The organism is Streptomyces malachitofuscus, assembly GCF_055571035.1.
In genome coordinates this window covers 351,744-377,044 of the sequence record NZ_JBVIGA010000005.1, presented here as the reverse complement: position 1 = coordinate 377,044, position 25,301 = coordinate 351,744, and the positions used below count along the sequence as shown (strand labels likewise).

26 protein-coding genes and 1 pseudogene are annotated in these 25,301 nt (G+C 72.0%); 12 read left to right on the top strand and 15 right to left on the bottom strand.

The window, feature by feature from the left end; translation table 11 throughout:
* Nucleotides 1-137: 137 nt before the first annotated feature.
* Both ACZ44S_RS10230 and ACZ44S_RS10225 read right to left on the bottom strand, forming a co-directional pair.
* The gene (locus ACZ44S_RS10230) at nt 138-446 is read right to left on the bottom strand and encodes a hypothetical protein (RefSeq protein ID WP_030829533.1); all 309 of its coding nucleotides are present in this window, start codon (nt 444-446) and stop codon (nt 138-140) included.
* A 271-nt stretch (nt 447-717) separates the two neighbouring features.
* Nucleotides 718-1,320: a TetR/AcrR family transcriptional regulator gene (locus ACZ44S_RS10225; RefSeq protein WP_466926642.1), complete on the bottom strand. Its 603-nt coding sequence runs from the start codon at nt 1,318-1,320 to the stop codon at nt 718-720.
* Between the two features lie 71 nt (nt 1,321-1,391).
* On the opposite strand from ACZ44S_RS10225, the gene ACZ44S_RS10220 reads away from it, so the two are divergent.
* From ACZ44S_RS10220 to ACZ44S_RS10200, 5 genes are all read left to right on the top strand, one after another.
* Nucleotides 1,392-2,303 carry an oxidoreductase gene (locus ACZ44S_RS10220; RefSeq protein WP_466926639.1) on the top strand — a complete coding sequence of 304 codons (912 nt, stop codon included), beginning with the start codon at nt 1,392-1,394 and terminating at the stop codon, nt 2,301-2,303.
* Between the two features lie 84 nt (nt 2,304-2,387).
* Complete coding sequence (locus ACZ44S_RS10215) at nt 2,388-3,398, top strand: NlpC/P60 family protein (protein ID WP_466926637.1); 1,011 nt, start codon at nt 2,388-2,390, stop codon at nt 3,396-3,398.
* 210 nt (nt 3,399-3,608) lie between these two features.
* Nucleotides 3,609-4,328 carry a phosphatase PAP2 family protein gene (locus ACZ44S_RS10210; RefSeq protein WP_466926634.1) on the top strand — a complete coding sequence of 240 codons (720 nt, stop codon included), beginning with the start codon at nt 3,609-3,611 and terminating at the stop codon, nt 4,326-4,328.
* Between the two features lie 332 nt (nt 4,329-4,660).
* Nucleotides 4,661-5,503 (top strand): SCO4651 family lipoprotein, encoded by an 843-nt coding sequence (locus tag ACZ44S_RS10205; RefSeq protein ID WP_466926631.1) that lies wholly within the window; start codon nt 4,661-4,663, stop codon nt 5,501-5,503.
* 114 nt (nt 5,504-5,617) lie between these two features.
* A complete protein-coding gene (locus tag ACZ44S_RS10200; RefSeq protein WP_190166568.1) occupies nt 5,618-5,797 on the top strand; it encodes a hypothetical protein in 180 nt (59 codons plus the stop codon).
* A gap of 26 nt (nt 5,798-5,823) precedes the next feature.
* On the opposite strand, the gene ACZ44S_RS10195 is transcribed toward ACZ44S_RS10200, so the two are convergent.
* Complete coding sequence (locus tag ACZ44S_RS10195; protein WP_190166567.1) at nt 5,824-6,174, bottom strand: metal-sensitive transcriptional regulator; 351 nt, start codon at nt 6,172-6,174, stop codon at nt 5,824-5,826.
* A gap of 239 nt (nt 6,175-6,413) precedes the next feature.
* On the opposite strand from ACZ44S_RS10195, the gene ACZ44S_RS10190 reads away from it, so the two are divergent.
* The gene (locus tag ACZ44S_RS10190) at nt 6,414-7,034 is read left to right on the top strand and encodes a DUF47 domain-containing protein (protein ID WP_190166566.1); all 621 of its coding nucleotides are present in this window, start codon (nt 6,414-6,416) and stop codon (nt 7,032-7,034) included.
* Nucleotides 7,035-7,041: 7 nt separating this feature from the next.
* Nucleotides 7,042-8,040: an inorganic phosphate transporter gene (locus tag ACZ44S_RS10185; RefSeq protein ID WP_190166565.1), complete on the top strand. Its 999-nt coding sequence runs from the start codon at nt 7,042-7,044 to the stop codon at nt 8,038-8,040.
* A gap of 142 nt (nt 8,041-8,182) precedes the next feature.
* On the opposite strand, the gene pstB is transcribed toward ACZ44S_RS10185, so the two are convergent.
* The 11 genes and pseudogenes from pstB to ACZ44S_RS10130 form a co-directional block, all read right to left on the bottom strand.
* Complete coding sequence (gene pstB, locus ACZ44S_RS10180; RefSeq protein ID WP_190166564.1) at nt 8,183-8,959, bottom strand: phosphate ABC transporter ATP-binding protein PstB; 777 nt, start codon at nt 8,957-8,959, stop codon at nt 8,183-8,185.
* Nucleotides 8,960-8,991: 32 nt separating this feature from the next.
* On the bottom strand, nt 8,992-10,053 hold the full coding sequence (pstA, locus tag ACZ44S_RS10175) for a phosphate ABC transporter permease PstA (protein WP_466926627.1): 1,062 nt from the start codon (nt 10,051-10,053) through the stop codon (nt 8,992-8,994).
* Entirely contained in the window at nt 10,050-11,054 is a 1,005-nt protein-coding gene (gene pstC / locus ACZ44S_RS10170) for a phosphate ABC transporter permease subunit PstC (protein ID WP_466926625.1), read from the bottom strand. The genes pstA and pstC overlap by 4 nt, the downstream gene beginning before the upstream one ends.
* A 132-nt stretch (nt 11,055-11,186) precedes the next feature.
* The gene (gene pstS / locus ACZ44S_RS10165) at nt 11,187-12,314 is read right to left on the bottom strand and encodes a phosphate ABC transporter substrate-binding protein PstS (RefSeq protein WP_466926623.1); all 1,128 of its coding nucleotides are present in this window, start codon (nt 12,312-12,314) and stop codon (nt 11,187-11,189) included.
* Nucleotides 12,315-12,548: 234 nt separating this feature from the next.
* Nucleotides 12,549-12,989, bottom strand: a complete 441-nt coding sequence (locus ACZ44S_RS10160) for an NUDIX hydrolase (RefSeq protein ID WP_466926620.1) — start codon at nt 12,987-12,989, stop codon at nt 12,549-12,551.
* An 11-nt stretch (nt 12,990-13,000) separates the two neighbouring features.
* Complete coding sequence (locus ACZ44S_RS10155; protein ID WP_466926698.1) at nt 13,001-14,041, bottom strand: CHAD domain-containing protein; 1,041 nt, start codon at nt 14,039-14,041, stop codon at nt 13,001-13,003.
* A gap of 339 nt (nt 14,042-14,380) precedes the next feature.
* Nucleotides 14,381-14,659, bottom strand: a pseudogene (locus ACZ44S_RS10150) (CHAD domain-containing protein); the annotation flags it as partial.
* Nucleotides 14,640-16,871 carry an RNA degradosome polyphosphate kinase gene (locus ACZ44S_RS10145; RefSeq protein WP_466926618.1) on the bottom strand — a complete coding sequence of 744 codons (2,232 nt, stop codon included), beginning with the start codon at nt 16,869-16,871 and terminating at the stop codon, nt 14,640-14,642. The pseudogene ACZ44S_RS10150 and the gene ACZ44S_RS10145, both read right to left, overlap by 20 nt.
* 348 nt (nt 16,872-17,219) lie before the next feature.
* Nucleotides 17,220-18,239, bottom strand: coding sequence for an ABC transporter permease (locus tag ACZ44S_RS10140; protein ID WP_466926615.1), 1,020 nt, complete (start codon nt 18,237-18,239; stop codon nt 17,220-17,222).
* Nucleotides 18,236-19,126: an ABC transporter ATP-binding protein gene (locus ACZ44S_RS10135; protein WP_466926613.1), complete on the bottom strand. Its 891-nt coding sequence runs from the start codon at nt 19,124-19,126 to the stop codon at nt 18,236-18,238. The genes ACZ44S_RS10140 and ACZ44S_RS10135 overlap by 4 nt, the downstream gene beginning before the upstream one ends.
* Nucleotides 19,123-19,548, bottom strand: a complete 426-nt coding sequence (locus tag ACZ44S_RS10130) for a GntR family transcriptional regulator (protein ID WP_466926612.1) — start codon at nt 19,546-19,548, stop codon at nt 19,123-19,125. The genes ACZ44S_RS10135 and ACZ44S_RS10130 overlap by 4 nt, the downstream gene beginning before the upstream one ends.
* A 109-nt stretch (nt 19,549-19,657) precedes the next feature.
* Here ACZ44S_RS10130 and ACZ44S_RS10125 point away from each other — a divergent pair, with 109 nt between their 5' ends.
* From ACZ44S_RS10125 to ACZ44S_RS10105, 5 genes are all read left to right on the top strand, one after another.
* On the top strand, nt 19,658-20,209 hold the full coding sequence (locus ACZ44S_RS10125) for an RNA polymerase sigma factor (RefSeq protein ID WP_466926609.1): 552 nt from the start codon (nt 19,658-19,660) through the stop codon (nt 20,207-20,209).
* Nucleotides 20,206-21,057 (top strand): zf-HC2 domain-containing protein, encoded by an 852-nt coding sequence (locus ACZ44S_RS10120; RefSeq protein WP_466926607.1) that lies wholly within the window; start codon nt 20,206-20,208, stop codon nt 21,055-21,057. Before ACZ44S_RS10125 ends, ACZ44S_RS10120 begins: the two co-directional genes overlap by 4 nt.
* Nucleotides 21,058-21,325: 268 nt before the next feature.
* The gene (locus tag ACZ44S_RS10115; protein WP_466926606.1) at nt 21,326-22,186 is read left to right on the top strand and encodes an ABC transporter ATP-binding protein; all 861 of its coding nucleotides are present in this window, start codon (nt 21,326-21,328) and stop codon (nt 22,184-22,186) included.
* Nucleotides 22,183-23,709 (top strand): ABC transporter permease, encoded by a 1,527-nt coding sequence (locus ACZ44S_RS10110; protein WP_466926604.1) that lies wholly within the window; start codon nt 22,183-22,185, stop codon nt 23,707-23,709. The genes ACZ44S_RS10115 and ACZ44S_RS10110 overlap by 4 nt, the downstream gene beginning before the upstream one ends.
* On the top strand, nt 23,706-24,389 hold the full coding sequence (locus tag ACZ44S_RS10105; RefSeq protein WP_466926601.1) for an ABC transporter: 684 nt from the start codon (nt 23,706-23,708) through the stop codon (nt 24,387-24,389). The genes ACZ44S_RS10110 and ACZ44S_RS10105 overlap by 4 nt, the downstream gene beginning before the upstream one ends.
* On the opposite strand, the gene mshD is transcribed toward ACZ44S_RS10105, so the two are convergent.
* Nucleotides 24,349-25,281, bottom strand: a complete 933-nt coding sequence (mshD, locus tag ACZ44S_RS10100) for a mycothiol synthase (protein WP_466926599.1) — start codon at nt 25,279-25,281, stop codon at nt 24,349-24,351. The two genes, ACZ44S_RS10105 and mshD, sit on opposite strands and share 41 nt — an antisense overlap.
* Nucleotides 25,282-25,301 lie beyond the last annotated feature (20 nt).

Genomic DNA, 25,301 nt, shown 5'->3' with positions numbered 1-25,301 from the left:
GCCGGCTCCCGTTCGGGCGCGGTGTGGTGACTGGACATCAGGGAAACGCAACCTCAGCCGGTGGGCACGACGGGCGGGTGGAATGGAGGGGGCCGGGCGTGCCCGGTCGGACCGATGGTGCGGAACCTATGCGGAACCTATACGGCCATGCCGTACACGATGGTGAACAGCGTGCCGAGCGAACCGATGATGAAGACGCCCGTCAGGCCCGCGATGATGAGGCCCTTGCCCTGTTCGGCACTGAACGTGTCCCTCAACGCGGTGGCGCCGATGCGCTGTTTGGCCGCCCCCCAGATGGCGATGCCCAGGCAGATGAGGATGGCGACCGCCATGACCACCTCGATCATGATCTTGGCCTCGTTGCCCAGGCTGCCGAAGGGGCCCCAATCCGGAGCGATCCCGCCGATAATGGTGTTGATGTCTCCCTCGTCGGCCGCGAAGAACATGTAAGTCACCGCCCCTGTATGGGTAGTTCCGCTTCCCCTGCGGTGGTGCAGAGGTCAGGCCTCATTGTCGCCGACATTGCCGCCGTCGTATGTCGACTTGGCGTCATCCGTTGGCGGGTTTCGTACGAATAGCTTGCCACCGGCGCGCGCCGGACTCCGGCAGGAGCGCGCACCGATGGGTGAAGAGTCGTATCGTCACTCTGTGTATCACGGCGTGTCACGCCGGGCAACGAGGCTCCCGCGTACCGTTTCTGACGTGCGGTCGGGTGCCTCAGCGGGGTTTCAGGCCGTGGAGGAGCAGGTGGACCAGGTCGTCCACGCCGTGCAGGACGGTCTCGCGGTCCAGTGCGCCGCCGGCCGAGAAGGTGGCGGCGCCGTGGAGGGCGGCACCCACCGTGAAGGTGAGGTGGTGCGGGTCGGCCTCGATGATCTCGCCGTGCCGCTGTGCCTCGGCGATGATCCGGCCGAGGTGGCCCACGGTGCGGTCGACCGCGGTGGCCATGAGGTCGGCGGCCTCGGGGTCGTGCTTGCGGGCGTACATCAGCTCCAGCAGCTCGGGGTTGTCGAGCGCGAAGCGGAGGTAGGCGCGGGCGAGGCCGGTGAGCCTGGGCTGGAGGGGGAGGCCGGGGTCGTCGGCGGCCTCCAGGGCGCGCGCGAGCCGGTCGTAGCCGCTCAGTGCCAGGGCGCTGAGCAGGGCCTGCTTGTCCTTGAAGTGGCGGCCCGGGGCCGCGTGGCTGACGCCCGCATCGCGGGCCAGCTCGCGCAGGGAGAGGGCTGCCACCCCCTTCTCCAGCAGGGTGCGCTCGGCGCCGGCGAGCAGGGCCGCGCGCAGGTCTCCGTGGTGATAGGGGCGGCTCGCGGACATGTGGTTCATCGTAACCCGATGTTGACGGAGTCATCTTTGTTGTCATTGACAGCATTGTTGGCGGCGTCTACATTGGGGTCATGGCTGAGAAGAGCACGCATGCGTGGAACGCGTCCCGCCTGCCCGACCTCGACGGGCGCACCGTCGTCGTGACCGGCGCCAACAGCGGCATAGGCCGCACGGCCGCCGACGCGCTCGCGCGCGCCGGCGCCCATGTCGTCCTCGCCGTCCGCGACCTCGAGCGGGGGCGTGCCGCTGCGGCCGCGCTTCCGGGCAGTACGGAGGTGCGCCGCCTGGATCTCGCCGACCTGTCGTCGGTGCGCGAGTTCGCCGCGGGGTGGAGCGGACCGGTCCACGTCCTCGTCAACAACGCGGGCGTGATGATGCTGCCGAGGCAGCGCACCGCCGACGGCTTCGAGATGCAGTTCGGCACCAATCACCTGGGGCACTTCGCCCTGACGAACCTCCTGCTGCCGCACGTCGTCGACCGCGTCGTGACGGTCTCCTCCAACGCGCACCGCTGGGGCGGCGCGACCATCGAGTTCGACGACCTCGATCTCACCGGCCGCTACACCCCGCGCCGCGCCTACGCCCAGTCCAAACTGGCGAACCTGCTGTTCACGCTGGAGCTCCAGCGGCGGCTGACGGAGGCGGGTTCACCGGTCCGCGCCCTCGCCGCCCACCCCGGCTACGCCTCGACCAACCTCACCGGACACATGACCCGCCTGACCGGTCTCGTCGCCGCCCTCGGCGACCGGCTGTTCGCCCAGGACGACCGGGCCGGTGCGCTGCCCACGCTCTACGCGGTGGGCCGGGACCTTCCCGGCGGGAGCTATGTCGGACCCGCCGGCCCGGCGGAGATGCGCGGTGCCCCGACGCTGGTCGGCCGCTCCCGGGCGGCGAGCGACCCGGACACCGCACGGCGGCTGTGGGACGTCTCCGAGGAGCTGACGGGGGTGAGGTTTCCTCTGACCGAGGGGGCGCGCCTCTGAGCCCGGCGCTTTCGGGACCCCCGGAGAGCGGGTGTCACCTCTACACTGACGGGCGGCGGTGGACTGCCGGACGGTGAGGGGTGGTTGACGGTGCGTAAGGTGTGGGTCGCCGCGACCCTTGCCGTCGGTTCCGCGCTCGCCTTCGTGATGCTGCTCGTCGTCGGGGTCTACGTCGTCGCCGGCAACCTCGTCAACGGGGTGGGCGGCGGGGCCGCCAAGGCGCTGGCCAAGGGGAGCGTGCCGGCCGCGTACCAGCAGCTCGTCTCGACGTGGGGGAACCTCTGCCCCGCCATCAATCCCGCGCTGCTCGCCGCGCAGCTCTACCAGGAGAGCGGCTTCAACCCGAAGGCGCAGAGCCACGCCGCGGCACAGGGCATCGCCCAGTTCATCCCCGGCACCTGGGCCACGCACGGGATCGACGGCGACGGGGACGGGGACCGTGACGTATGGGACCCGAAGGACGCGATCCCGTCGGCGGCGAAGTACGACTGCACCCTCGCGTCCTATGTGAAGGACGTCGGCGGGGATCTGACCGAAAACATGCTCGCGTCCTACAACGCGGGTGCGTATGCGGTGATCAAGTACGGGGGCGTTCCGCCGTACAAGGAGACGCAGAACTACGTCAAGCGCATCCGCGCTCTGGAGCAGAGCTTCGCCGCGCCGGTGGGGCGGGTGGATCCGTCGGAGCAGGCCGCCGGAGCGATCGCGTACGCGCAGAAGAAGCTCGGCACGCCGTACTTGTGGGGTGGCAACGGCACCGCTGAGCAGGGAGGACGTTTTGACTGCTCAGGGCTGACCAAGGCGGCGTACGAAAGCGTGGGAATCACGCTGCCCCGTGTGGCGAACGACCAGTACAACGCGGGCCCGCATCCGAAGCGGGACGAACTGCTCCCGGGTGATCTGGTGTTCTTCTCGGACGACCTCACCAATTCACGGGCCATCCGGCATGTGGGTATTTATGTCGGCGGTGGGTACATGATCGACGCACCCCGGCCGGGTGCCGTGATCCGATTCGACCCGATCGACACTCCTGATTACTTTGGTGCCACCCGTGTCACCGAAGATGGCGCGAAAGCGTTGCCCACGACGGTGTGAGCGGAGCGTTAACCCTCCCCCTGAGCTGCGGGGATGCATCTCTCTTCGATAACGTCTGCGTGATCATTCGGTGGAGCGTGGAACGTATCAACGGGGGCCGTGCGTTCCTGTTGTCGTAGCCGAGCGGACAAGCGGATCCGCACACCACGGGGGTGGCAGGAGCGGCGTGCACTCGTGCGCCGAGAGAGATGACGAAGGGGCCGCAGCACCATGGCTGGACTCGCCGATTCCGGGTCGAACCCCGACGTCGACCTGCTGTACGACATCAATGGCCTCGCCAAGGAAGCGCCGCCGTGGTTCGACCGGATCATGGAGTTCGTGGGCGAGTTCGGCCTGCTGTTCGCCTTGTTGGCGCTGCTGATGTGGTGCTGGTGGGGCGTCAGGAAGCGAGGTGGCGAGGACGCGGCCCCCACGGTCGCGGCCCTGGTGTGGGCCCCGCTCGCGGCCGGAGCCGCGGTCCTGGTCAATGTGCCGATCCGGGGGTTCGTGGAGCGGCCACGGCCGTTCAACGACCATGAGGGTCTGGAAGTTCTCGTCCACGGCAAGACCGACTACTCGTTCGTCAGCGATCACGCGACGCTCTGCATGGCGCTGGCGGTGGGACTGTTCCTGGCCAACCGGCGGCTCGGGATCATCGGCCTGGTGCTCGGAGTGCTGGGCGGGTTCATCCGCGTCTACATGGGCGTGCACTACCCGACGGACGTGGTGGGCGGGCTCGCGCTCGGTACGGCCGTCGCGCTGCTGCTGTCGCCGCTCGCCATGGCGCTGCTGACCCCGCTGATGCGGGCGATCGAGCGGTCGCCGCGCGCCGGGTGGCTGATCACCTCCCAAAAGCGCCAGGACGGCGAGCGGGGTCGGGTGGCGCCCGGTGCGCGCTACGGGGCCCCGGGGAACGGCTCCGACCCGGACGAGCGGGACCTGGCCGCCTGACCGGCCCGCTCTCGCAAGGCCTGCGGAGCAGGGCGCCACGTCCGGCCGGGGACCGCACGCGATGTGTCACCCGGCCGTGTGGTTCTCGGCGTCCGTGCGTGCCTGGCTTCTGGCTCTTCTGGCCGGCCCACGCCAGCCGCACGTGCAGCGCGCGACACAGAAGGGGCCCTGCTCGCTGGTGGTGGTGGAGTGCTGGCCGGGTGGCGTCTCGTCGTCCTGTTGCGGCACGCCGACCACGGTAGCGCCCGGCGTGTCCGCGTGACGGTGCCCCTTACCGGTCGTTAACCCCGACGACAGGCGGCCCGTGTCGGACGGAGCGGGGGTAGGCAGGCATGGCTCGACGGCAGCAGCACTGGCGGATGCGGGGCGTGGTGGCCGGGGTCGGCGTCGTGTGCTGTCTGGGTCTCGGGGCGGTCGGCTGTGCGCGCAGTGATGCCGTGACCCGGGGGGCGCCCGCCGGGGACCCGGTGCAGGTGCTGCGGGAAGCCGCCGAGGCTCTGGTGAAGGCAGGGAGTTCCAAGGCGCGCACCTCCCTCGAGATGGCCACCGGCGGCACCCGGGTCACCATCCGGGGCCAGGGCGTCTACGACTACCGCAAGCGGCTCGGACGGCTCAAGGTGCTGCTGCCGCAGGATCCGGCGGGGGACACCGTCCGCCGTCCCATCACCGAGCTGCTCGCTCCCGGAGCGCTGTTCATGAAGAACCGGGGGGCCGGGGTGCCCGCCGACAAGTGGGTGCGGGTGGACACGGGGACGCTGTCCGACGGGAACCTCGTCACCGGCGGGGCCACCGACCCGTTCGCCGCCGCCGAGGTGCTGCGCGGGACGCGTTCGGCGGAGTTCGTCGGGCGGACCGAGGTCGCGGGGACGAAGGTGCGCCACTACCGGGGGACCGCCGACCTGGAGAAGGCCTCGCGGGCGGCGTCGGACACCAACCGTGGGCCGCTGGGCGCGGCGGCGAAAGGGTTCGCCACCGCGCGGGTGCCGTTCGACGTCTACCTCGACGACGAGGGGCGGATCCGCAAGGTCCGCCACCGGTTCAGTTTCGTCAACGGGCGGCAGGACGAGCCCGTCGCGGTCGCCTCGACGACGCTGCTGTACGACTTCGGGGTCCCGGCCGACGTACGGCTGCCCGAGGGTGAGGACATCTACGCCGGCCGGATCGCCGCGGAATGAGGCCGGGGCCAGCCCGGAAGGGCCGGAAGTGACCGGCGTGAACTAGCCCTTCCGTGCCATGCGCGGTGCGTAGGGCGCTCCCTACTCTAGGAAGTCGGTGACGACGGAGATGAGGTGAGGCGCGTGGCTCCGCTCAGGGGCGGGACGGTTCAGGACCACGTGGCGCTCGCCGAGATCGAGCTGTGCGGTGAGCTGATCATCGCCGCCTCCGCCGCCGAGGACCGGCTCAGCCTGGAGAGCATCGACGAGGTGCTGCGCGTGGCCGAGGCGCGGGCGGAGTCCGCCGGGGACTGAGACCCGGGTGCCGCACCGCCCGCCGGTCAGGTGCGCAGCATGCGGGCGATGGCCTGCGTGGCTTCCTTGACCTTCGCGTCGATCTCGTCGCCGCCCTTGACGGCCGCGTCCGCGACACAGTGGCGCAGGTGCTCCTCCAGCAGCTGCAGGGCGAACGACTGCAGGGCCTTGGTGGAGGCGGACACCTGGGTGAGTATGTCGATGCAGTAGACGTCCTCGTCGACCATGCGCTGCAGCCCGCGGATCTGGCCCTCGATGCGGCGCAGGCGTTTGAGGTGTTCCTGCTTCTGCTTGTGGTAGCCGTGGATGCCCCGGTCGTGATCGGTCACGATGTCCGGGGAGGAGGGCGCGTTCGCGCCGGTCTCGGTGGTCGTCATCGCGTCCTCCTGTGGTGGTGATGGCCGACATATACCCCTGGTGGGTATATGGTACCGAACTTCGCTGGGTATAGGCCCCTTGGCCGATGACATGCGCCACGGCCGGAAACGGACCTCGGACCGCCCCCGTGCTCATCACTGTGCCCGATGGGCGACACTGGGGGGCGGCCCGTTACACGTGGCCGGATGATGCGCCTAGCATCAGCCTGACCGACACCGATGCAGACCGAGGACCCCACGTGCGCTTTCGTCTGACCCCCAGGGAGACGAGCTTCTACGACATGTTCGCCGCGTCCGCGGACAACATCGTCACGGGCTCCAAGCTCCTGATGGAACTGCTCGGGGCGGACACCTCCGCCCGGGCCGAGATCGCAGAGCGTATGCGGGCCGCCGAACACGCAGGTGACGACGCCACGCATGCGATCTTCCACCAGCTGAACTCCTCGTTCATCACGCCGTTCGACCGTGAGGACATCTACGCCCTGGCGTCCTCCCTCGACGACATCATGGACTTCATGGAGGAGGCCGTCGACCTGGTCGTCCTCTACAACATCGAGGAACTGCCCAAAGGCGTCGAGCAGCAGATCGAGGTCCTGGCCCGGGCCGCGGAGCTCACCGCGGAGGCCATGCCGCATCTGCGCACCATGGAGAACCTCACGGAGTACTGGATCGAGGTCAACCGTCTGGAGAACCAGGCCGACCAGATCCACCGCAAGCTGCTGGCCCACCTCTTCAACGGCAAGTACGACGCCATCGAGGTGCTGAAGCTCAAGCAGATCGTGGACGTACTGGAGGAGGCGGCCGACGCCTTCGAGCACGTGGCGAACACGGTGGAGACCATCGCGGTCAAGGAGTCCTGAGCCCTTCATGGACACCTTTGCTCTGGTCGTGACCATCGGGGTCGCGCTCTTCTTCACGTACACCAACGGCTTCCACGACTCGGCGAACGCGATCGCCACGTCCGTGTCGACGCGGGCGCTCACGCCCCGGGTGGCGCTGGCGATGGCAGCCGTGATGAACCTCGCCGGCGCGTTCATGGGCTCCGGGGTCGCCAAGACCGTCAGCGAGGGTGTGATCCAGACACCCGAGGGCTCGACGGGCATGGGGATCCTCTTCGCCGCGCTGGTCGGGGCGATCGTCTGGAACCTGATCACCTGGTACTTCGGACTGCCGTCGTCGTCGTCGCACGCGTTGTTCGGCGGCATGGTCGGGGCCGCGCTGGCCGGCGGGACGACCGTCTACTGGGACGGCGTGCTCGACAAGATCGTCATCCCGATGTTCGTGTCGCCGGTGGTCGGTCTGCTCGCCGGGTACCTGGTGATGACCGCGATCATGTGGATCTTCCGGCGGGCCAATCCGCACAAGGCCAAGCGCGGATTCCGTATCGCGCAGACGGTGTCCGCGGCGGGCATGGCGCTGGGGCACGGTCTGCAGGACGCGCAGAAGACGATGGGCATCGTGGTGATGGCGCTGGTCATCGCCGATGTCGAGGACTACGGCGATCCGATTCCGGTGTGGGTGAAGATCGCTTGTGCGGTGATGCTGTCCGCGGGGACGTATGCGGGTGGCTGGCGCATCATGCGGACGCTGGGACGGAAGATCATCGAGCTGGATCCGCCGCAGGGGTTCGCCGCGGAGACGACGGGGGCGTCGATCATGTTCGGGTCGGCGTTCCTCTTCCACGCGCCGATCTCCACGACGCATGTGATCACGTCCGCGATCATGGGTGTGGGGGCGACGAAGCGGGTCAACGCCGTGCGGTGGGGGGTTGCCAAGAACATTGTTCTCGGGTGGTTCATCACCATGCCTGCGGCGGCGGCCGTGGCCGCGTTGTCGTTCGGGCTGGTGCACTTGGCGTTCCTGTAGGCGCCCACCCTCCCAGGCCTTCAAGGCACTGGGGGAGGCACGACTGCCCGCAGTCGCGCGGGGAAGGGCCCGCCCCCGGTTTTCGGGGGCGGGCCCTTTTGCCTCGCGGTGGCACCGCCATGCAGCACCGCGAGGGGATCGGTCAGCCGAAGCGGCCGGAGATGTAGTCCTCCGTGGCCTGGACCGACGGGTTGGAGAAGATGCGCTCCGTGTCGTCGATCTCGATCAGCTTGCCGGGCTGTCCGACCGCCGCGAGGTTGAAGAACGCGGTGCGGTCGGAGACGCGGGCCGCCTGCTGCATGTTGTGCGTCACGATGACGATCGTGAAGCGCTCCTTCAGCTCGCCGATCAGGTCCTCGATGGCGAGGGTGGAGATCGGGTCGAGGGCGGAGCACGGCTCGTCCATGAGCAGGACGTTCGGCTCGACCGCGATGGCGCGGGCGATGCACAGGCGCTGCTGCTGACCGCCGGAGAGGCCCGAGCCGGGCTTGTTCAGGCGGTCCTTCACCTCGTTCCAGAGGTTGGCGCCCCTGAGGGACTTCTCGACGATGTCGTCCAGCTGGGACTTCTTGTACTTGCCGTTCAGGCGCAGGCCCGCCGCCACGTTGTCGTACACCGACATCGTGGGGAACGGGTTGGGGCGCTGGAAGACCATGCCGACCTCGCGCCGCACGGCCACCGGGTCGATGCCGGCGCCGTACAGGTTCTCGTCGTCGAGCATGACCTTGCCGTCGACCCGGCCGCCGGGGGTCACCTCGTGCATCCGGTTGAGGGTGCGCAGGAAGGTGGACTTGCCGCAGCCGGACGGGCCGATGAAGGCCGTCACGGAACGCGGTTCGACGGTCATCGAGATGTCCTCGATGGCCAGGAAGGAGCCGTAGTAGGCGTTGAGGCCGCTGACGTCGATGCGCTTGGCCATGGGTATCACTTCTTCTTTCGGGTCGGGAGGCCTCAGCGACCGGTCTTGGGAGCCTTCCAGCGGGCGATGCCGCGGGCCAGCAGGTTGAGGATCATGATGAAGCCGATGAGCGTCAGGGCCGCCGCCCAGGCGCGGTCGTACGCCGCACCCGAGCCGCCGCTGTTGGCGTACTGCAGGTAGATGTACATCGGCAGCGACGCCTGCGGGTCGGAGAACGGGTTGGTGTTGATGAAGTTCGTGACCCAGACCAGCAGCAGCACGGGGGCGGTCTCACCGGTGATGCGGGCGATCGCGAGCATCACGCCGGTGGTGATGCCGCCGAGGGACGTGGGCAGGACCACCTTCAGGATCGTGCGCCACTTCGGCACGCCCAGGGCGAGGGACGCCTCGCGCAGCTCGTTCGGGACGAGCTTGAGCATCTCCTCGGTGGAGCGGACGACCACCGGGATCATCAGGATCGACAGGGCCATGGAGCCGGCGAAGCCGGAGGGGCCCATCTTCAGGATCAGGACCCACAGACTCAGGATGAACAGACCGGCGACGATCGACGGGATGCCCGTCATGACGTCGACGAAGAAGGTGACGGCCTTGGCGAGCTTGCCGCGCCCGTACTCCACCAGATAGATCGCGGTGAGCACACCGATCGGCACCGAGATCAGGGTGGCGAGGCCGACCTGCTCCAGGGTGCCGAGGATGGCGTGGTAGATGCCGCCGCCGGGCTCGGAGTCGGCGACCACGCCCATCGAGTGGGTGAGGAAGTAGCCGTCGAGCACCTTCACGCCGCGCTTGACCGTCTCCCAGATGAGGGAGGCCAACGGGATCACGGCGAGGATGAAGGCGACCCAGACCAGGCTGGTCGCGGTGCGGTCCTTGGCCTGGCGGCTGCCCTCGATCTTCGCGGAGATGCCGTAGGAGCCGACGATGAAGAGGACCGCGGCGATCAGGGCCCACTGGATGTCGCTGTGCAGGCCGGCCGCGGCGCTGATGCCGTAGCCCAGGGCGAGGGAGCCGGCGGCGACCGCCCAGGCGAACCACTTGGGCAAGGTCGCGCCGCGCAGGGAGCTGCGCTGGGGGGACAGGGTTGCGTGGCTCATGCGTTGGCCCCCGAGTACTCCTTGCGGCGGGCGATGATCAGGCGGGCCGCGCCGTTGACCAGCAGGGTGATGACGAAGAGCACCATGCCGGAGGCGATCAGCGCGTCCTGGCCCATCACGGTGGCCTCGTTGAACTTGCTGGCGATGTTCTGGGCGAAGGTGCCGCCGCCCGGGTCGAGCAGGCTGGCGCTGATGTCGAAGGACGGTGACAGCACCATGGCGACGGCCATCGTCTCGCCGAGCGCGCGGCCGAGGCCCAGCATCGAGGCGGAGATGACGCCGGAGCGGCCGAAGGGCAGTACCGACATGCGAATGACCTCCCAGCGCGTGGCGCCGAGGGCCAGCGCCGCCTCTTCGTGCATCCGCGGGACCTGCCGGAAGACCTCACGGCTGACGTTGGTGATGATCGGGAGGATCATCAGCGCGAGCAGGATGCCGATGGTGAACAGCGAGCGCGGAGCGCCGCCGTTCCACTCGAGGATGCCGGTCCAGCCGAAGTACTCGTCGAGCCAGCTGTAGAGGCCGCCCAGGTGCGGCACCAGGACGAGGGCTCCCCACAGGCCGTAGACGATGGACGGGACGGCGGCGAGCAGGTCGATCACGTATCCGACGGCGCCGCCGAGGCGGCGGGGGGCGTAGTGCGTGATGAACAGGGCGATGCCCACCGAGATCGGGACCGCGATGACCATGGCGATGATCGATGACACGACGGTGCCGAAGGCCAGGACCGCGATGCCGAACTCCGGCGGGACGCCGCTGGGGTTCCACTCGAAGGTGGTGAAGAAGTTCGCCTCGTCCTTGCTGATGGCCAGGGACGCGCGGTACGTCAGGAAGGCCGCGATGGCGGCCATGAGCACCAGGACGAAGATGCCGGACCCGCGGGAGAGCCCGAGGAATATCCGGTCACCGGGGCGGGTGGCACCGCGCGCGGCACGCTTGTCCTGGGGTGCGGCCGGCCCGGGTGCGGGGGGAGCGGCTGGTTTCTGTGTGGTGATGTCCATCGGGTTCTCCGGTCTGCGGAGCCGCCGGGACGGGCGGCTCGGTCGGAGCCTTCCGGGGCCGGGGGCTCCTGATGGCGGTGCACCGGACGGTGCGGACCGGCGCCGTGGTCGGGGCCGGTCCGCACTCTCGGGTCAGGCGAGGCTCGAGATGGTCTCGCGGACCTTGGTGATGATCTCCTCGGGCATCGGGGCGTAGCCCGCGTCGGCCAGCAGGGCCTGGCCGTCCTCGGAAGCCATGTAGTTCAGGAAGGACTTGGTGGCGGGGAGGGTCTCCGCCTTGTTGCCCTTGTCGCAGGCGATCTCGTACGTCACCAGGACGATCGGGTAGGCGCCGTCGGCGGACGGGGTGTAGTCCAGCTCCAGCGCGAGGTCCTTGCCGGTGCCGACGACCTTGGCCGCGCCGATGGCGGCGGTGGCGTTCTCGATGGTCGCCTGGACCGGCTCGGCGGCCTCGGTCTTGATGGCGACGGTGTTCATGCCGTCCTTGGCGTAGGACAGCTCCATGTAGGAGATGGCGCCGGGGGTCTGCTTCACCTGCTGGGCGACACCGGAGGAGCCCTGCGCGGACTGGCCGCCCTTGGCCTCCCAGGACTTGCTCGGCTCGTACTTCCAGTCGTCGGGCGCGGCGGCCTGGAGGTAGGTGGTGAAGTTGTCCGTGGTGCCGGACTCGTCCGAGCGGTGGAAGGCCTGGATCTTCAGGTCGGGAAGCTTGGCGTCGGGGTTGAGCTTGGCGATCGCCTCGTCGTTCCAGTTGGTGATCTTGCTGTCGAAGATCTTGGCGAGGGTCGGCGCGTCCAGGACCAGGTTGTCGACGCCCGTGACGTTGTAGCCGACGGCGATCGGGCCACCGACCATGGGCAGGTCGATGGCCTGGCCGTCCGTGCAGACCTTCTTGGACTGCTCGATCTCCTCGGCGTCCAGCGCGGAGTCCGAGCCGGCGAACGCGGTCTGGCCCTGGAGGAACGCGGTGATGCCGGCGCCCGAACCGGTCGGGTTGTAGTTGACCTGCACGCCCTTGCACGCCGCGGCGTACTGCTTGACCCAGGCGTCGATGGCGTTCTTCTGGGCGGAAGAGCCGGAGGCCTGCAGCTGGCCCTTGGCGTCGCCGCAGTCGATGTTGCCGGCCTGCGCGGTGGCGGAGGCGTCGCCGCCGCTGTTGCCGCCGGTGTCGTCGGAGCCGCACGCCGTGAGGGCCAGGGCGCCGGAGACGGCGAGAGCACCGAGAGCGAGGGCCCGCCGGTTCTTGCGCTGAAGCTTCACTTGAGTTCCTTCCAGTGGCCGCCGTCCTGAATTCGGCGGCGTGCGAAGTGGGTGACGCGGTGTGCCCCCTCTTTCGTCGGGCGGACCGCATCGCGTAAGGCCGAAATTAGGCAGAACAGGTGAAGCGGCCGATGGGCGTACATGAACGAGGGGTGAACCCCTGTGGACGGTGCGGTGAGGTCACGGAACGCTCACGTCGAGGACACGGACGGGTACCGGACCGGAACGGAACGCTCACCGGGCCGGGCGGAGGGTGGCGAGGAGGGCGTCCACCAGGTCGGCGTCCCCGGGCGCGGTGAGGTGGGCGCGGGCGGCGTCCGGGGGGAGCCAGAGGACGCGGTCGACCTCGTCGTTCGGGGTGAAGGCGCCGGAGACGGCTTCGGCCGCCCAGTAGCGGACCCGCTTGGGGCGGCCGTTCGCCAGGTAGAGCGCGCTCGGGAGCTCGGCGGCCGGTACGGCGGTGTGGCCCGTCTCCTCGGCGACCTCGCGCAGGGCTCCGGCGAGCGGGTCCTCGCCGCGCTTGAGTTTGCCCTTGGGCCAGGACCAGTCGTCGTACTTGGGCCGGTGGACGAGGCAGAGTTCGAGCTCGCCGGTCACGGGGGAACGGCGCCACAGGACGCAGCCGGCGGCCTGGACGGTGAGGGTGCGGTTCTTGGCGGAGCCCAGGTTGCTCACCGTGTGCCTCCCTATGACATGCCGATGGCTTCCTTCTGCCAGGCGCGCTGGAACGCGTACCGCGCTGCCTCCACCTCATGCCGCTGGTCGGCGTGGAGCACGCCCAGCGCGTACGCCGTGGCCGGGGCGATGCGGGGGGTGCGGGCCGCTTGAGCGGCGGCGGCCGCCGCTTCCGAGGCGTCGCGGTGCCGGTCGAGGGCCTCGCCCGCGGCGAGGAGACGGAGGTCGGCGGGCGGGGCCGCGCCGGCGTGGAGGACCTCGCGGGCGTAGCGGTGCAGGCGCAGGAGGAGACGGACCTGGTGCCAGGGGGCGTCCTGCGGGTGTGGTGCGGGGTCCGGGGAGAGCCCGTGGATCAGTGCTTCGGCGTTGTAGGGGCTGCCCGCGGTGAGCAGGGGCAGCGCGGCGACGGCGTTCGCGAGCCGCTCGCGCGCGGCGTCGGCGAGCGGGCGCAGGTCGGCGTCGGCCGCGGCCGGGGACAGTGGCACCTCGCTGGCGAGGACGGCGACCTTGTCGGCGATCCCGTGGAACCGGGACGACCCGAGGGCCTGGAGCGCGGTGGAGTGCGCCCGGGTCCTGGCCAGCGTCAGCTGGCGGTCCAGCAGGGCACCGGCCTTGGCGGCACCGACGGTGAGGCCGGCCCGGCCGGGCGCGGGGACGGACCTCGCGGGACGGCCGCCGTCGCCGCGGGCCCCTGTGGGGGCGGGGACGGCCGCGGCGGTGACACGCAGGGCCGCATCCCCCGCCCCGTCCGCCGCGGCGACGGCCCGGCCGGCCCGGTCGCGAACGGCGACGGCCGCGCGGCCCGGAGCACGGGGGCCGGCGTGCGCGGCGGCCGGGGTGGTGCTCTGTGTGTCGGTGGCGGCGTGGGCTGCGTCGTGCGTGGGGGTGGTGCGGCGCGGTGTGCCGCCGGGGCCGGTCGGGGCGTTCGGGGGCGTGGTGGTGCGGGGGGTGGCCGGGGGACGTGCACCCGGGGGCTGGGCGATCGTGCCGTCGGCCGCCGCGTTGCCGCCGGTGGCACCGGGGCTTCCGCCTCCTCGGGCGCCCGGGGCCACGTCGGCACCGGGACTCGTGCCGGTCGGGGCGGGGACTTTGGCGGGGGTGGCCGTCGTGCCGCCCGGGGCGGCCGTGGGGTGGGGCGTGTTCGCCGGGGCTCTGCGTGTTCCCGAACCGGGGGGCAGGTCGGCAGGAGAGCCGACGGAGTGGGCCGTGCCGTTCGGGGCGCTCGCCGGACCGTTGCGCGCTCCCGTGCCGGAGGACCCCCCGGGCCGGGGGGTCGTTGCCGTGCCGGACGGGCCGGAGGCCGCCGGGGACGGGAAGGGGGGTGCTCCCGACAGGCGGTGCAGGGCCAGGAGGAGCTGGTCCAGGCGGGCGGCGTAGGCGTGTTCCTGGGCCAGGGTGCCGGAGACCCAGGCCAGTTCGGGGCGCAGGGTCTCCGCCCAGTCGGGGTCGAGGACCGGCTGGAACGTGTGGAGGCCGGCGCTGATGCGGCGGGCCGCGCGCCGCAGCGCGCGGGCCGCTTCGACGGAACCCTCCGACCCGGCCGCGCCCGCACCGGTCTCCCGGTGGAGGCGCAGCGCGCGGAGGAACTCGGTCGCCCGGTCCCGCAGATAGCCGGCCAGGGCGTCCGCCGGGACGGGCCCGGCCGTCGGGTCAAGGTGTCGCTGTGCCACGCCGGCGCCTCCGGGCGTCTATGAGCATCTCCTGGACGTTGCGCAGGGGCTGGCCGTCCGCGTCCGTGGAGTGCCGGGTCCACTCGCCGTCCGGGCCCAGGTGCCAGGACGCCGTGGTGTCGGACATGCCGGTCTCCAGCAGCCGGTTCAGCGCCGCCCGGTGGGCCGGGTCGGTCACCCGCACCAGCGCCTCTATCCGGCGGTCGAGGTTGCGGTGCATCATGTCCGCGCTGCCTATCCACACCTCGGGTTCGCCGCCGTTGCCGAAGGCGAAGACGCGGGAGTGCTCGAGGAAGCGGCCGAGGACGGAGCGCACCCGCACGTTCTCCGACAGGCCCTCCACGCCGGGCCGGATCGCGCAGATGCCGCGCACCCAGATGTCGACCGGCACGCCCGCCTGGGACGCCCGGTAGCAGGCGTCGATGACGGCCTCGTCGACCATCGAGTTGACCTTGATGCGGACGTACGCGGGCCGACCCGCGCGGTGGTGCTGGGCCTCCTTGTCGATCCGGGAGACCAGGCCGTCCCGCAGGGACTTGGGGGCGACGAGCAGGCGCCGGTAGGTCTCGCGGCGGGAGTATCCGGAGAGCCGGTTGAACAGGTCGGAGAGGTCCGCGCCGACCTGCGGGTCGGCGGTGAGCACGCCGAGGTCCTCGTAGAGGCGGGCCGTCTTCGGGTGGTAGTTGCCGGTGCCGACGTGGCTGTAGCGCCGTAGCGTCTCGCCCTCTTGCCGGACCACCAGCGACAGCTTGCAGTGGGTCTTCAGGCCGACCAGGCCGTAGACGACGTGGCAGCCGGCCTCCTCCAGCTTGCGCGCCCACTTGATGTTGGCGTGCTCGTCGAAGCGGGCCTTGATCTCGACCAGGACGAGGACCTGCTTGCCGGACTCGGCGGCGTCGATGAGCGCGTCGACTATGGGGGAGTCGCCGGACGTCCGGTACAGGGTCTGCTTGATGGCGAGGACGTCCGGGTCGGCGGCCGCCTGCTCCAGGAACGCCTGCACGGAGGTGGAGAAGGAGTCGTAGGGGTGGTGCAGCAGCACGTCACGGCTGCGCAGGGCGGCGAAGATGTCGGGGGCGGAGGCGGACTCGACCTCGGCCAGGTCACGGTGGGTGCCCGCGATGAACTTCGGGTACTTCAGCTCGGGCCGGTCCAGGCTGTGGATGCGGAAGAGGCCGGTGAGGTCGAGCGGGCCGGGCAGCGGGTACACCTCCGCCTCGCCGACCTTCAGTTCGCGCACCAGCAGGTCCAGCACCTCCCGGTCGATGGACTCCTCGACCTCCAGGCGCACCGGCGGCCCGAAGCGGCGCCGCATGAGCTCCTTCTCCAGTGCCTGGAGCAGGTTCTCCGCGTCGTCCTCCTCGACCTCCAGGTCCTCGTTGCGGGTGAGCCGGAAGGCGTGGTGCTCCAGCACCTCCATGCCCGGGAACAGCTCCTCCAGGTGCGCGGCGATGACGTCCTCGATGGGGACGTAGCGGCCGGGGGAGCTCTCCAGGAAGCGGGACAGCAGCGGCGGCACCTTCACCCGGGCGAAGTGCTTGTGGCCGGTGACGGGGTTGCGTACGACGACGGCCAGGTTCAGCGACAGGCCGGAGATGTACGGGAAGGGGTGCGCCGGGTCGACCGCGAGGGGGGTGAGAACCGGGAAGATCTGGTGCCGGAAGAGCGTGAAGAGCCGGGCCTGCTCCTTCTCCGTGAGCTCGTTCCAGCGGACCAGGTGGATGCCCTCCTCCGCCAGCGCGGGGGCGACGTCCTCGTGGTAGCAGGCGGCGTGCCGGGCCATCAGCTCGCGGGAGCGGGCCCAGATCATCTCCAGCACCTCGCGCGGCTGGAGCCCGGACGCGGAGCGGGTGGCGACGCCGGTGGCGATGCGGCGCTTGAGACCGGCCACGCGGACCATGAAGAACTCGTCCAGGTTGCTGGCGAAGATCGCGAGGAAGTTCGCGCGCTCCAGCAGCGGGGTGGCCGGATCCTCGGCGAGTTCGAGGACGCGCTCGTTGAAGGCGAGCCAGCTGCGTTCCCGGTCGAGGAAGCGGCCCTGCGGGAGCGGGGCGCCGTCCGTGTGCGACTCCTCGTAACCGTCGAGGTCGGCGTCGATGTCGGGTTCCAGGTCGGAGACCACTCCGGCCAGGGTGTGCGGGCGGTGGGCCGCGATGGAGCCCACGGAGGGCTGCGGGTGCTGTACCTGTGCCTGGGTGCTGGGCTGGCTCATGGCCCCATTGTTCCGCGCCGACAGCCGCACGGGCGCGTCGGAAAGCGCGGGTGGGAGCGGTGGTGGCCCTGAGGCGTCCCCGATCCCCCCGTTCACCCGTCGGGGCGGTGCGGACTCTGGCACGGCGGGAGTCATTGGCCGAGCGTCGCAAGCCTGTCTGAATCGATGGTTACGGAGACATGACGTGCGGGAAAGCGGGGGGCGGCCCACGGGGTGCGGCCGCCCGGTGCGGGGCCCGGAGGGACGACCACCGTACGTCCCTCCCCCCGCAGGCAGGGACGTACGGACGGACCCGTCAGGCCGTACGGCGGAGCGGCACCGCGGACGCGGCGGCCGTGCGCGGACCGCTCATCCGGCGCTCCGCCGTGCCGTGCCGGTGCGGTGGCGCAGCAGCCGGAAGGCCGCGTAGGCCAGGAGTGCGGCGACGGCGAGCAGGATGCCGGAGGCGACCAGCTGGAGCGGCCAGTAGTGGGCGTCGGGGTGGTAGTCGCGGTAGAAGCTGACGGCGTGCAGGTCGGACAGGGTCGACTTACAGCCCGGCAGCCTGCTGGTGTAGCAGGGAAGGTCCAGCCGGTCGCCGTCGGCGGTCAGCACGCCCTGTCCGACCACGATGCCCTCCCCGCTCGGGCCGTCCCGCAGGCCGTTGGTCTCGGTGACCGTGGGCCACAGACGCGGCAGGGCGGTGTGGACGGCCGCCCACAGCGCGCCGAGTGCGACGGCGGCCATGGTGAGCGCCGCCATGGCGCGGCGCAGCAGCAGCCCCGCGAGGACGCCCGCGGCCAGCCCGGCCAGGGCGAGGGCCACGGGGACGGTGCCGTTGGCGTAGAACGTGCTGAATTCGTTCCATGCCTTGGTGCTGTCGACGCGGCCCTCGGCCGCGGTCCAGGCCAGGCGGTGCAGCCAGGCGAGCAGTCCGGTCGCCGCGAGGATCAGCACGGCCGGGAGGGCGAGCCGGGAGGCCAGCCAGCGGACCGGGGACGCTCCCTGCGTCCAGGCCAGCCGGGCCGTGCCGGATTCCATCTCGCGGCCGGTGAGCGAACCGCCGGCCCAGGCGGCGACCAGGAACGGCACCGCGAGCACGGCGTAGGTCGTGTAGTTGTACACGTCCTTGTAGCGGACGACGGCGTCCTGGTCGTAGGAACAGATGGGGGTGAAGCCGCAGGCGTCGTACTGCTGCCAGGCCTCCGCCGAGGCGTTGGTGAGCGGACCGCCGAGCCACAGCAGGGCCGCGGCGGTCAGCAGCACGAGCGCCGTGCCGGTGAGCAGGGGCGTGCGGTGCAGCCGCACCAGCCAGCGCAGCTGGCGGGGCGCGTGGTCGGGGAGGGCCGTGGCGGGCACGGCGGGGGCGATGGTGGGGGTGGCGCTCACGCGGCGGCCTCCGTGGTCTCGGGCGCCGGGGCCGGGGCGGGGGCGCCGGGGTTGCGCAGATAGGACAGGACGAGCTCCTCCAGGGACGGCGCGCCGGTGCGCCAGTCGCCGGGCAGCGGCCCGGCCGGACGGACCAGTGCGCTGAGCCGGCGGCCGGTGGTGCGGGACTCCACGACGTCGTGCGGGGCCAGTTCGGTCCCGGCGGGCGCGGAGACGTGGGTGTGGGCGGCCAGCAGGTCGTCGATCTCACCGGCCAGGCGGACCCGGCCGCCGCCGATCAGCAGCAGGTGGTCGCAGGAGTCCTCGAGCTCGGCGACGACGTGGGAGGACATCACGATCGTGGTGCCGTGTGCGGCGGCCTGTCCCATCAGGGTGCCCATCAGCTCGTGCCGGGCCAGCGGGTCGAGGTCGGCCATCGGCTCGTCCAGCAGCAGCAGCTCGGGCCGCTTGCCGAGGGCGAGGGCGAGGGCCACGCGGGTGCGCTGGCCGCCGGAGAGCGCGCGGATCCGCTTGCGCGGGTCCAGGTCGCCCCCGGCCACGACCTGCTGCGCGGTGTCCGCGTCCCAGCGTCCGGGGTTCAGGTCGGCGCCCATGCGCAGCGTCTCGGCGACCGTGAGCTGCGGGTACAGCGGCTTGTCCTGGTCGACGAAGCCGACGCGGGGGCGGGCCGTCGCCGGGTCCGTGCCGAGGACGGCGACCGTGCCCTCGGTGGGGGCGAGCAGCCCGGCGGTGATCGCGAGCAGCGTCGACTTGCCCGCGCCGTTGGGGCCGACGACGGCGCAGACGCGGCCGGCGGGCAGCCGGAAGGAACAGTCGCGCAGCGCCCGGGCGGCGCGCCGGCCGAAGCGCTTGCCGACGGCGTCTGCCTCGATGGCCGGGACGGTCATGACGGGTCTCCCTGAGGGGTCTTCGGGTGTGCGGGGCCCGGCGCGGGCGCCGGGTAGTGCGTTGCGAGTACGGCGGTGAAGAGGGCGGCCACGTCCTCCCGCTCCAGCCCCGCCTCGCGGGCCCGGGACGCCCAGCCGTCCAGTTCCGCGCGGAGCGGGGAGTCGGCGGGGGCGGCGCCCAGGGAGCGCCGTACGAAGGTGCCGAGGCCGCGCCGGGCCTCGACCAGGCCCTCGCGTTCCAGCTCGCGGTAGGCCTTGAGCACGGTGTTGGGGTTGACGGCGGTGGCCTCGACGACCTCGCGTGCCGTGGGCAGCTTGTCGCCCGGCGCCAGCATGCCGAGGCGCAGGGCCTGTTTGGTCTGCTGCACGATCTGGACGTAGGTGGCCACGCCGCTGTGCCGGTCGATGCGGTAGTCGATCACTCGACAACCACCCTTTCACTAATTGAGTAGTGAAAGGGTGGTGCAGGGGGGTGCGAAAGTCAACCGCGATCGCGTGAACCGATCGGCCGGGCCCATCCGATGAGGGGACGTGAGCGAAACGAGAAGTGATGGCGAGCTGCTGCGCGCCGTCGCGACGGACGGCGACCGGCGCGCCTTCGAGGAGCTGTACCGGCGGTACGCGCCGTGGCTGACCGCGCGGATGCGCAGCCGGTGCGCCGACGCGGGCATCGTCGACGACGTCGTCCAGGAGACCTTCCTCGCGGTGTGGCGCGGCACGGCCCGGTACCGCGAGACCGCCGAGGGCGCCGACGCCGCCGGATGGCTGTGGCGCATCGCCTCCCGCCGGCTGGTCGACGCCCTGCGCGGCGCCGGGGCGCGCGGCCGGCTGCGGCAGGCCCTCGCGCGGCTGCGGCACCGGGACGAGGTGTCGGCGGAGGACCGCGTGCTCGCGGGCGTGGAACACGGCGACCTCGCCGGAGCCCTGGTCCGGCTGTCGCCGGAACTGCGCGCGGTGCTCCAGGCCACGGTCGTCGACGGGCTGACCACCCGTGAGGCCGCCGTCCTGCTCGGCATCCCGCCGGGCACGGTCAAGACACGGGCGATGCGGGCCCGCAGGCAACTCCGGGAGGCGCTGGCATGACGCACGCAACGACGGGCTGGCACGTGCCCGAGACAGACCTGCGGGCCTATGCGCGGGGCGACCTGGAGCCGCCCCTGCTCTGGTCGGCCGACACCCACCTCACCGTCTGCGCGCACTGCCGGGCCGTCCTCGCCGACGTCACCGACCCCGTCGCCCTGGACGCCGGCTGGGACCGGCTCGACACCGAACTCGACGCGCCCCGGCCGGGACTGCTGGAGTCGCTGCTGCTGCGGCTCGGCATCACCGACCACACCGCACGGCTGCTCGCCGCCACCCCGGCGCTGCGCCGCTCCTGGCTCGGCGCGGTCGCCGCCGTCCTCGTGCTCACCGTGGCCGTCGCCGTCGGTCACGCCACCGGCGGCTCCCCCACCCTCTTCCTGGCCCTCGCACCGCTGCTGCCGCTCGCCGGGGTCGCCCTGTCGTACGGGCCCGCACTGGACCCGACGTACGAGATGGCGGTCGTCGCCCCGATGCACGGCTTCCGGCTGCTGATGATCCGCACGGTGGCGGTGCTGGGCGCCGGGCTCGGCCTCAACCTGCTGGCCACCCTCGCCCTGCCCGGGTACGGGCTGCGCGCCCTGACCTGGCTGCTGCCCGCCCTCGCGCTCACCGCGACCGCCCTCGCGCTGACCGCCCGGCTCGGCCCGGTGCCGGCAGCGTCCCTCGTCGGCGGCGTCTGGGTCGCGGTCCTGCTCGCGGCGAACTCCGTCCGGGCCGGTGAGGAAACCACGCTCGTCCCCTTCACCGCGGCCGGGCAGGGCGTGTCCGCGGCGGTCGCCGTACTCGCCGCCGGACTTCTCGTCCTGATGCGGGACCGGTTCGACCTCAGCCGGGGGAGGACGGTCTGACCGTGCGCGGATCCGGGCCGGCGGCCGGGGGCACGGCCCGAGTCCGTCCCCGGCCACCGCTCAGCCGGGGTCGCGGCGTGGCGGGGCCCTCCCGGCGGAGGCGGCGTGCCGAACGCCCTCGGACCCCTTCCGGCCCCTCCGCCGGCCGGGAGCGGTACGGCGCCCGCCCCGATCCCTTCGTATGCAGCACTCGGCACACACCACTCAGCACTCAGCCGGGCGGCGCGACGCGCTCGCCCCGACACAGCCACCTCCACGGGAGTTCCGTATGACGCCCACCGTCTCCGCCTCCGGGCTGAGCCTCCACTACGGCGGTACCCGCGCCCTCGACGACGTCTCGCTGCGGCTGTCCGCCGGCGTGACCGGGCTGCTCGGACCCAACGGCGCGGGCAAGACCACGCTGCTGCGGGTGCTCGCCACCGCCGTCCCGGCCGACCGGGGCGCCTTCACCGTGCTCGGCCATGACCCGGGCACCTCGCGCGGCCGCCAGGAGGTCCGGCGGCACCTCGGCTATCTGCCGCAGACACCCGGCTTCCACCCCGACTTCACCGCCTTCGAGTTCGTCGACTACGTGGCCATCCTCAAGGAACTGACCGACCGCACCGCCCGGCACCGCGAGGTACGGCGCGTGCTCGACGAGGTCGGCCTCGCCGACGTACGCGGCAAGCGCATCAAGAAGCTCTCCGGCGGCATGCGGCAGCGGGTCGCGCTGGCCGCGGCCCTCGTCGGCGACCCCGACTTCGTCGTCCTCGACGAGCCCACCGTCGGCCTGGACCCCGAACAGCGCATGCGCTTCCGTGAGTTGATCGCGCAGGCCGGAGAGGGCCGCACGGTGCTGCTGTCCACGCACCAGACCGAGGACGTGGCGATGCTCTGCAACCGGGTGGTGGTGCTGGCCGACGGCACCGTCCGCTTCGACGGCACCCCCGCCGAGCTCACCGCGCAGGCGGCGGGCCGGGTGTGGAGCAGCGAGGGACGCGACCCCGGCGCCAAGGCCGGCTGGCGCACCGGAGCGGGCACCTTCCGCAACGTGGGCGACCCGCCCGCCGGCGCCGAACTGCTCGAACCCTCCCTGGAGGACGGCTACCTGCTCACCCTCGACGGCGCGGGCGCGGAGGTGACGGCATGACCACCACCCTGGACACCCCGGCCGCCGTGGCGGCCCGGCCCCGCGCCTCCTGGGCGGCGGTGTTCGCCCTCGCCCGCTTCGAGGCACGCAGACTGCTCCTGCGCATACCCGTCCTCGTCGCCTTCGCGGTGTACCTCGCCTGGATCGTGTGGCGCACCCGCGACTCCTTCGCCGGCTTCCCCGCGCTGCAGGACGCCGACCGCGCCACCCAGGGCGGACCGCTGCTCGTCGGCCTCGCGGTACTGCTGAGCGCCAACCACGCCGTGCTGCGCTCGGACCGGTACGGCACCGACCGGCACTTCGCCGTGCTGGTGGTCCAGCCGTGGCGCCGCACCGTGGCGCATCTGCTGTCCGTCGTTCCGGTGACGCTCCTCGCCACGGTGTGCGTGGCCGGCCAGTTCACCTGGGAGGCGCTCAAGCCGGGCGCCGTCGGGCACGGCTCACCCGGCGAACTCCTCGTCGGGCCGCTGTCCGTACTGCTGCTCGGCGCGTTCGGCGTGCTGCTGGCCCGGCTGCTGGCCGCGCCCCTCGCGGCCCCGCTGCTGATCGTGTTCCTGTTCCTGTTCTTCATGTTCACCACGGGCTTCGGCAGCGAGGGCTGGGTGCGGTGGCTGATGCCGACGGTCGGCGAGGGCAGCTCCCACACCCTGCCCTCCGACCTGCTGGGCCGCCCCGCCGCCTGGCACGCCCTGTACCTCACCGGACTCGCGCTGAGCGCGGCCCTGCTGGCGGTGCTGCTCTCCGGCGGGGCCCGGCTGCGGACCGTCCAGGCGGGCGTCGCCGGCGCGGTGGCACTGACCCTGGTGGGCGCGGTGGGACAGTCCCGGGACGTGCCGGAGGAGGTGACCGAGGCACGTACGCGGGTCTCGGTCGCCCCGGAGAAGGTGCAGCACTGCGAGGAGCGGGACGGCACGGCGTACTGCGCCTTCCCGGAGTGGACCCCGCGCACCGGTGACTGGGCGGAGGTCGTGGACGGCGTGCGCTCCGTCGCGGGCCCCGGCGCACAGGACCGGCCCCTGGTCGTGCGGCAGCGGGTCGACGCGCGCTACGGGCTGGACTCCGACCCGTTGCTTCCCCCGTCCGCCCGCCCGGGCGAGGTGACCGTCGGCACGGCCTGGGGCGGCAACCGGATCCCCGAGTTCGCGACCGCCGTGGCCGGCGTCCTGGTCACGGGCAAGGAGGAGGCGGTGAGCGGCATCTGCGACGGCCGGATGGTCACCGTCATGTGGCTGGCGCTCGCGGACCTCCCCGACCCGATGGCCGGCCTGCGCAGCGTCCGCCTCGACGACAGCGACACCGGCTCGGCGATCGTCGTCTCGCAGACCGAGCCGCTGCGGATGTCCGCCGCGCACACGGAACTGGTGCGCGAGCTGCTCCAGCGGCCCCGCGGCGAGACCGCCGCGCAGGTGAGGAGCAACTGGGCCGAGCTGACGGCCCCCGACGTGACCACGGACCGCGTCGCGCAGATGCTGGGCCTGGACGTGCCGGAGAAGGACGAGGACGAGGAGGAAGAGTGCGCGTGAGCGCCGGACCGGTGGGCGCGGTACTGGTCCGGCCGCTCGCCCGGACCCTGCCCTGGCGGATGATCACGGCGGCGGGCGCGCTGGGCCTGCTGCTCGCCGCCACCCCCAGGCTGGCGGGCGAGGGAGCGAACGCCTGGCTGGCGGTGACCTCGCTGCGGGCCTCCGCCGTGGCCTTCGCGCTCGGCGCGGCCTTCCTGCTGGACGACCCCGCCCGGCACACCACGGCCGCCGTACCCACCCGGCGCGCCGTCCGCCACGGCCTGCGCCTCGCCCTCATCACACCGGTGGCCGCCCTGTGGTGGACCGGGGCCCTCCTCCTCGTCCCCGGGGAGCTGCGCCCCCCGGCCGCCGGCATCACCGTCGAGGCGGCTGCGGTCCTCGTCCTCGCCCTGACCGGGGCGGCGTTCGCGATCCACCGCGGGGACGGCGCCCGGCCGGGTCAGGCGGTCGCCGGGTTCCTGCTCACCTCGGCGGTCCTGGGGCCGCTGCTGAGCCCGGGCAGCTGGGCGCTGTTCGTGACGCCGGACGACCCGAGATGGGCGGCCGCCCACGACCGCTGGGCGATGCTGCTGTGCGCGGTCCTGGCGGCGGGCGCGCTGTGCGCCACGGAGCCGGTACGACGGTTCCGGCTGCGGAGGCTCATGTCTCCGTCCGGTACATCAGATCCGTCTCGTGCGTGACGAAGCCCAGCCGCTCGTAGACGGAGACCGCGGCCTTGTTGTCTGCGTCGACGTAGAGCATGGCGGTCGGCAGTCCCTTGCCCGCCAGGTGCCGCAGCCCGATCGAGGTGAGGGACTTGCCGAGGCCGCCGCCCTGGGCGGCGGGGCTCACACCGAGGACGTACACCTCGCCGAGGCCTTCCTCCCGGTGCACCTTGGTCCAGTGGAAGCCGACGAGCCGGCCGCCCTCGTCCTCGGCGAGGAAGAAGCCCTCGGGGTCGAACCACGGCTCGGCCTTGCGGTCGTCGAGGTCGCGCTGCGTCAGTGAGCCCTGCTCGGGGTGGTGGGCGAAGGCGGCGGCGTTCAGCGCGAGCCAGGCCGCGTCGTCCCGGCCGGGCACGAACGTACGGACGCTCACCCCCGCCGGCAGCACCGGCTCGAGCAGATCGAGCCCGGCCAACGGCCGCCGCATCTGCCGCAGTTCCCGGAACAGCGTCAGACCGAGCACCTGCGCCAGATGCCGGGCGGCCGAGTGACCGCCGTGCGCCCACACCCGCAGCCGCTTCCCGGAGGCGGCGAGCAGCGCGGAACCGAGCGCCCGCCCATGCCCGTTGCCCCGGTGGGACGGGTGCACGACCAGCTCGGCGGCCGGCGGCTCCACCGGGTCGGTGTCCTCCAACTGGGCGTACCCGACGAGTTCGTCGCCGACGGTCAGCAGCAGGTGCGAGACCCCCTCCCGCTCCCCGCCGCGCAGTTGCAGCCGCCCCTGCTCGGACACCGCCTGCTGACCGTCGGTCCGGGCGGCCTCCGCGAGCAGGGCGAGAACCGCGTCGGTCTGCTCGGGGGTGAGGGCGGCGTAGGTCTGGAGCGAACGGGGCCGGCCGGGCCGTGCGAAGTCGTCGTCGCTGGTCATGCCTACGAGGGTAAGGGGAG